Annotated in this window: 9 protein-coding genes; 3 read left to right on the forward strand and 6 right to left on the reverse strand. The window is 42.5% G+C overall.

Going from position 1 to position 6,568, the window contains the following annotated elements; translation table 11 throughout:
* Together KAU88_10055 and KAU88_10060 are read right to left on the reverse strand one after the other, a co-directional pair.
* Positions 1-773, reverse strand: a 773-nt coding sequence (locus tag KAU88_10055; GenBank protein ID MCK4478847.1) for an aldo/keto reductase, incomplete at its 3' end; no start/stop codon positions are given.
* Between the two features lie 358 nt (positions 774-1,131).
* A complete protein-coding gene (locus KAU88_10060) occupies positions 1,132-1,329 on the reverse strand; it encodes a hypothetical protein (GenBank protein ID MCK4478848.1) in 198 nt (65 codons plus the stop codon).
* A 130-nt stretch (positions 1,330-1,459) separates the two neighbouring features.
* Between KAU88_10060 and KAU88_10065 the strand changes: the two genes are divergently transcribed.
* Both KAU88_10065 and KAU88_10070 read left to right on the forward strand, forming a co-directional pair.
* Positions 1,460-1,972, forward strand: coding sequence for a hypothetical protein (locus tag KAU88_10065; protein MCK4478849.1), 513 nt, complete (start codon positions 1,460-1,462; stop codon positions 1,970-1,972).
* 213 nt (positions 1,973-2,185) lie between these two features.
* Entirely contained in the window at positions 2,186-2,506 is a 321-nt protein-coding gene (locus KAU88_10070; GenBank protein ID MCK4478850.1) for a hypothetical protein, read from the forward strand.
* 207 nt (positions 2,507-2,713) lie between these two features.
* On the opposite strand, the gene KAU88_10075 is transcribed toward KAU88_10070, so the two are convergent.
* Positions 2,714-3,127 carry a Zn-ribbon domain-containing OB-fold protein gene (locus tag KAU88_10075; protein ID MCK4478851.1) on the reverse strand — a complete coding sequence of 138 codons (414 nt, stop codon included), beginning with the start codon at positions 3,125-3,127 and terminating at the stop codon, positions 2,714-2,716.
* A gap of 2 nt (positions 3,128-3,129) precedes the next feature.
* Complete coding sequence (locus tag KAU88_10080; GenBank protein ID MCK4478852.1) at positions 3,130-4,302, reverse strand: thiolase domain-containing protein; 1,173 nt, start codon at positions 4,300-4,302, stop codon at positions 3,130-3,132.
* Positions 4,303-4,942: 640 nt separating this feature from the next.
* Here KAU88_10080 and KAU88_10085 point away from each other — a divergent pair.
* Positions 4,943-5,434: a winged helix-turn-helix transcriptional regulator gene (locus KAU88_10085; protein MCK4478853.1), complete on the forward strand. Its 492-nt coding sequence runs from the start codon at positions 4,943-4,945 to the stop codon at positions 5,432-5,434.
* A gap of 128 nt (positions 5,435-5,562) precedes the next feature.
* Here the strand turns inward: KAU88_10085 and KAU88_10090 are convergent, their stop codons facing one another.
* A complete protein-coding gene (locus tag KAU88_10090; protein MCK4478854.1) occupies positions 5,563-5,757 on the reverse strand; it encodes a hypothetical protein in 195 nt (64 codons plus the stop codon).
* A gap of 351 nt (positions 5,758-6,108) precedes the next feature.
* Positions 6,109-6,568 (reverse strand): hypothetical protein (locus KAU88_10095; protein MCK4478855.1); only part of this gene is annotated, 460 nt, incomplete at its 5' end.

Consider the following 6,568-nt stretch of genomic DNA (forward strand, 5'->3'; position numbering starts at 1 on the left):
TCCATTGTGCTCATGCCGCTGAGGGCGACGGAAACCTCTGGATGGTTCAACACCCATTGGAGAGCCCACTCAGCAGGAGTTCTACCGCTTCCTTCTTCTCTCCACATATCCTGAATCTCATCGGGTGGGTTGATGGCGAGTCTTCCGCCTGCGATTGGCTCCATTACCACCACTGCTAATCCTTTTGATGCCGCGTACTTCAATCCCTTAGTACCAGCTTGGTACTCGGTGTCCATGTAGTTGTATTGGATCTGACATAATGTCCATTCGTAGCTGTCCACGATATCTTTGAAAGTTGAATATTCATCATGAAAGCTGAACCCAAAATGTCCGATTTTCCCCTCAGCAATCTGCCTATCGCCCCATTCTAAGACATTCAGTTTCTTTAGCTGATGCCACCGCTTCTTTTCGAGACCATGAAGAAGGTAGAAGTCAACGTAGTCCAACTTGAGCTTGTGAAGTTGCTCATCCAGAAACTTGGTCATGTCCTTTTGGGATTTGATGAGCCAAGTCGGCATCTTAGTAGCCACTTTGACTTTCTCTCTATAACCTTCCTGCAAAACCTTTCCCAACAGAATTTCACTGTTACCCTGATGGTAGGGATAGGCTGTATCCACATAGTTGACGCCATGATCTATAGCGTATCTAATCATCTTGATTGCTACAGGTTCATTAATCCTCGCAGCATCTACTTCAAAAGTAGGCAACCTCATGATTCCAAATCCCAAAGCTGAGACTCCCCAATTCAGCTTTCCGAAGCGTCTGTACTTCATAGAAACTCACAAGCTAGGCTGATGGAGTTCAGGTACTAAATCTCCTTAGTTTTCACGATTCAACGCTCTAAATATGTTGCGTGTTGGCAACAGGTCCTCGCTAATCTAGAAGTCCACAAACCTTTTCTGTGTGTCACAACTACATCATGGCTGTTACTGGCTTGCACATAGGCTTCTAACAGTTTCTCATTGAGACTCAGAAATGTGGACCTCCAACATTGATTCACATTCTCTAGTTCATTATATGGTCTTAAAAGCCTATCTTAATTTGTACACATGTAAAAATCACCGCATGCATGCTATTCTTATTCAAGAAAAAAAGGGAATTTGAGAACATCTTTGCAGCTGACTAGAAAGATTATTTTCTGCTTTCTTCTAGGAGAGATGCAGCTAACACAAGTGAGATTACTGCCACGCCCAGTTTGAAATGTGGGAGAGTAAGCAGTGGCTCACCTGCAACCTCAGGTAAACCAGGCACTCCATCAGCCAATATCACAGCAGCCAACACGATGATAATCAATCCCTCGATAATTTTAGTGATTTTAGCGTAGTCCATGTCGCTTCATTTCCAATCACTATATTGAAGTTTTTGCAAGTTCTTTCATCTTTTTTATGCATGTATACAGAAAGATTGCTTTTTATTTCAGGCCTGACTTATGATTGACATCATCAGAACAGGGATCCAAGTGAGAACGCAACCTATCGAGTCGTTGATGAACAGAATAATGAGCCAATATAATAAGCATCCAGAAGGATGGAAAGTTCTCTCAGATCAAAAAGGGAACGTTTTGATTTTTGGTCCAAGAAATGCGTATAGACTTAAGTTGATTCTCCTTAGCCCTGAAGAGTATACAGGTGTTGGGGCGAAGCTAAACAATGTGAAAGAAATGAAAAGGCTCACAAAAGTAGGACCACCATTTGGACTTCGACCACTATCTCATGCAGAAACTATGGAACTGCTCACAAGTAGTCAACAAGGACAAGCCAAAGCAATCTCCAAGCTTCTAGAAGCTAAACCACTTCCTGTTGAAAACATTTTCAAAAAGAAGCCAGCTGCAATCTTGAGTGGCCCAATCATAAGCCACCCAAACCTCAGTGCAATATCAAAAAGCCAAAAAGAATTAGAATCCAAACTAGCTATAGATGCAAATCGTCTTTTCAGGAAAAGGCACCCCGGAAGAGCTTCAATCTACTGCTAAAGAACTATATACATGTCTTGCAGGGTTTTTCTCACGCACTCATTTTAACTTGATAGGATTTCATTATTAAATATACTTACGAAACTTCTGCAAAAACTTATCAGAAAAATTGTGTGTGTGGATGGGATTTGAACCCCACGCTCGCTAAAGAGAAAGAATAAATATATACGATAGAAAATTGCCTTCTGCGATGATCTAGGGTTGGAAACCACGATGAACATTATTGAAACGGAGGACTTACCTAAAATCGCAAAACTTATCAACCATCTCTCCATTGAGTTTACTAGGAGAACCACCATGCCACCAGAGGTTGAACTTCTGCAAGAACTTGATCGCGACAGTAATTGGGTTAGTGAAAACTATGACATTTTACAGAAGTACCAAGGCAAAGTAATTGCAGTACGAGGACAAAAGATCATAGCAATACAAGACAGCATAGAAGAACTCTTGGAAGTACTAGAACAGAAGAAAGAGGATCCAGCACTCTTACTAATAGAAGCTATTCCCCAAAAAGATGTTGCGTTCATCCTTTAAGTCGGTATGGCTTTTGACTATTATTCCTTGCGTAGTTAGAAAATTTTTTGAAGGAAAATCACATATGCGCACGCGCTTTTCAATTCGATAACTTGAATTGGACATTGTTTCCAGTCGTGTTCCCAGCAAACTAAAAGGTCACAAGTACATGCGCAGAAAGAAGATGTTGCCATCTACAGAAAACGAAAATAGAAAAAAGCCAAGATATTACTGAGAATGCATAGGTTTGAAGTAGTATCTTGGCCATTGCGGCCACTCCTCGGATACTGGTTCTTTCTCAAAGCCAACGAGTAAATCCATGCCTACTTCAATCTTATCTAAAGCTATACTTTTTATCATTCCTGGCAGTTGCGCATCATCTTCCAGCTCAACTATCCCAACTGCGTAGGGCGTTGATTGCTGGAATTCTTTGGGCGCGATATGAATCACGGTGTAGGTCCGCAGTTTTCCTTCTTTTTGGAGTTCTTTCCACTTCAAGTCTTTGGAGAAGCATTTTGGGCACATTGGTCTTGGAGGTACCAGCAGTGCTCCACATTTGTTGCATTTGGCGCCCATAAGTTTTCCTTCCTTCACAAATTTGTAGAAACTTTCGATGGTGAAAGGTTCTGGTTCTTCTGTCATTTTTAACCTCTCCTGTAAATGTTTACAACGCCTGTTGCGCCTAAGCCTCCAACGTTGTGGGTTAAGCCTATCTCAGCGCCCTTGACCTGTCTTTTTTCTGCCTGTCCAGTTAATTGTAGATATATTTCATACGCTTGAGCTGCGCCGGTTGCGCCTACGGGATGTCCTTTTGATTTTAGTCCACCGCTTGTGCATACGGCTACTTTGCCGCCGATTTGACTTTGTCCTTCCTCTATGAAGCGTCCGCCTTCTCCTGGTTTACAGAAACCGAGGTCTTCATAAGCCACAACTTCTGCGATGGTAAAGCAGTCGTGTACTTCTGCAACATCTATGTCCGAAGGAGCGACGCCAGCCATTCCGTAAGCCTCTTTTCCTGCAAGCCGGCCAGCCTTGAGAGTTGTAAATTCTTTCCTTTCGTACAGTCCAATAGTGTCACTTGCCTGTCCTGAGCCAATTATGTGGACAGGTGTATCCGTGAATTTTCTGGCAAGTTCTGGCTTGGTTAGAATTAGACAGCTCGCACCGTCAGTTATTAACGAGCAATCATAAAGCTTAAGGGGCCACGCAATAACACGCGAAGACATAGCTTTCTCCAACGTTATTTCTTTTTGCATATGGGCTTTGGGGTTCATAGCGCCGTGATGGTGATTCTTCACTGCCACTAGAGCCATTTGCTCTTCGGTTGTACCATACTTATGCATGTGAGATGTAGCTACCATGGCGAAGAGTCCAGGGAAGGTAAAGCCATTCCACTGTTCGAAGGGGAAATCACATGCCATGGCTAGGTATTCTGTAACGTCTGCGGTTGCTCTGTGGGTCATTTTCTCAACGCCTCCAACCATCACAACGTCTGCGAGACCTGAGAGAACCGCGAAGATTCCGCAACGTATGGCGACGGCTGAGGAGCCGCATGCTCCCTCGGTTCTTACTGCTTGCATGGGTAGTAATCCTACCCAGTCTATGGCAGTTGGTGCTGTGTGACCTTGGTGTTCAAAAGATTCGCCCATCATGCCTATGAACGCTGCTTTGATGTCTTTTTTGGGGTCTAGGTTAGGGCATCTCTCGAACGCTTCGCTGGCGGCTTCGACGAAAAGTTCTCTGCCGTATAGTCCTTCTCGTTTTCCAAATTTTGACAGACCAGCAGAAACTATGGAAACTAATGGTTTTCCAGTCAATGATTTTCCTCCAATTAAGTGAAATATGGATATGGAGATTTTCGGGAGAGCAGATAGTATAGTTCAAACGAATATATAACCTATATTTTTGTCTGTTTAAGCTATACTCTTATCTGCGCTTTCAGAAGATCTGGATGCTGTTCATTGTGGTGAAGTACTCAAAGCTCGTTGCCGCCCATCACTCTTCAAAACACGCTCAGAAACGCAATATTTCTCAGCCAAATGACTAACAATAGCTGAAGGATGAAGCCCGGTACTAACCGTACCCAACATCTCAACCCACCTCTTCAATAGCCTAAGGTTCAAAATATACCCCAATCTTACTCAAATCTGAATAATACACCACAAGCTAAGCTGAGATACCGCGGAAAAAAAAACACCAAAAAATAATCTGCGTTTTAAACAAATAAAACTTTTACGTGATGATGCATGCATAGTTTGGAAATCATCTTTAAGAAATAAACTCCCATGTCAAACCAGCTTTCCAAGAAAGGATCCAGAATGGCCAGACATGCGAAAAATGGGGGAGATGCGGGAGATATCACTACCAACACTTGAATAGGTAACACACACCTACTTTCTTGATCCACACATATTTTAAACCAAAAAATGTAAATTTAACTATAGCACATTCTCAATTATGCGGAAACAACTAGTCACTAAATTATTGATAGAACTGTTAAAGAACTCTAAGGAAAGCGATAGAAGCCTAGCAAAAAAGCTGGGAGTTTCACAACCAACCATAACTCGGACTCGCAACAAAATTGAACGAGAAGGACTCATCAGGAGCTACACCATTATGCCCGATTGGAGAAAACTAGGCTTTGAAATACTCGTTTTAACTTTTGTTAAGATGCATCCAGAAGTCGTGTCTGAAGAACTATTCAAAAAACTACAAAAATATGCGGCAAAGTTTCCAAACGTATTTTTCGCCGCGCGGGGCCAGGGATTAGGCATGACTGGGGTTATAATGTCTCTGCACAAAGATTACAGAGATTACGCTCAGAAAATAGCCAAGTTCCGAGAAGATTGGGCGCAGTATTTAGAGGATATTCAAAGCTTTGTTATGATAACGGATGAGGGTGAAATCAAAGAATTCTCATTCAAAAGCCTAGGCGAAAGTCTCCTATAGTTGCACAGAATACACTGAAAAAATGGGGAAAATGCGAGAGATAACCCGAAAAAAATCCGAAACGAATATCGCTTGTTTACGAATGAATGCAGAAATGGAGTTGTGGCTACCGGCTTTCTCCGTAGTTATCAGCTGCAATTACTACGTTGTGCGCGCAGGACTGTCTTGTTTTGTATCGACCAATACGATTTTGCTGAACCGTATTTATCTGTGTGAAAACATAGCTCTTGGCGGAGTTTCTCGATTAGAGTCGTTCGTTGTTCTAGAGGTTTTTCAGCGATTAGAGAAGCTAACGTTTTAATCTTTTCATTCAAGTCGCTCATGCCAAAGGCTCCAAGAGTCTTTTACAGAGGAAGGATTAGCGGTCTGTAAGTAGAGAAGTATGGAGTCAACATGAGTTTGAGTCCATCTTGACGGAATTTCTCCGTTCAAAATCTGTTTTTTTTAAATTCAATCTTTCGTTAAGGCGTCACATCAGCTAATTTTCTCAAAACTTCATTTCTATATTCCTCAAGATGTCAGGCTGTCCATAGAGTTTTAATCTCCCAGAAATTTCTCTTTCTCTTCTCGTGTCTCTCCTTGGCAATCATGAGGCCTTCTTCCTAGAAGAAGGGGGGGTTAAACAAAAAATAAGAGGGTATGGAGTTTGGCTAAGCGGTTTCCGAGCTTATGGCTTAGCCATAAGCTAGTATGGCAAAGTTTAGACTGTATACTGGTGTTTCTGCTGAACCGCCGTCTTGCGGGAAGCCGTTCAGAGCACCAACGTGTATTGTTCCCATTGGTGGACGAGCCCACTTCACCACGTGTACGGTGAGCACAACTGTTCCATTCATGTACATGCACCAGTCATTCATGTTATCTGTTCCTATTGTGACAACAATGTAATCAAAACCGAATGGTACACCTGACGCGTCAACAACTGTAACAGTGAACGTTATGCTGTTGGGCTCGCCAAATAATACGCTTTGAATCATGTAGCTTCCGTAATGTATCGTGATTTCGATGTTTTCACAGTGCATATACTCTTCTTTGTCCAGCTCAACTTTCCAAATGTTGACTTTGTAGTCGTACTTGAATTCCATGGTGTCGTTGACCACTACGCAGGCAACGTCAACTGTGGCCCAGACCTTCCAT

The sequence above is a fragment of the Candidatus Bathyarchaeota archaeon genome (genome assembly GCA_023131225.1).
In the GTDB taxonomy this organism is placed as follows: domain Archaea; phylum Thermoproteota; class Bathyarchaeia; order Bathyarchaeales; family SOJC01; genus JAGLZW01.

Bases quoted from the DNA above. Each gene is read 5' to 3' on its own strand.
- KAU88_10090 (MCK4478854.1), bottom strand. From the start codon at position 5,757: ATGAGCGACTTGAATGAAAAGATTAAAACGTTAGCTTCTCTAATCGCT.
- KAU88_10085 (MCK4478853.1), top strand. From the start codon at position 4,943: ATGCGGAAACAACTAGTCACTAAATTATTGATAGAACTGTTAAAGAAC.
- KAU88_10075 (MCK4478851.1), bottom strand. From the start codon at position 3,127: ATGACAGAAGAACCAGAACCTTTCACCATCGAAAGTTTCTACAAATTT.
- KAU88_10060 (MCK4478848.1), bottom strand. From the start codon at position 1,329: ATGGACTACGCTAAAATCACTAAAATTATCGAGGGATTGATTATCATC.
- KAU88_10070 (MCK4478850.1), top strand. From the start codon at position 2,186: ATGAACATTATTGAAACGGAGGACTTACCTAAAATCGCAAAACTTATC.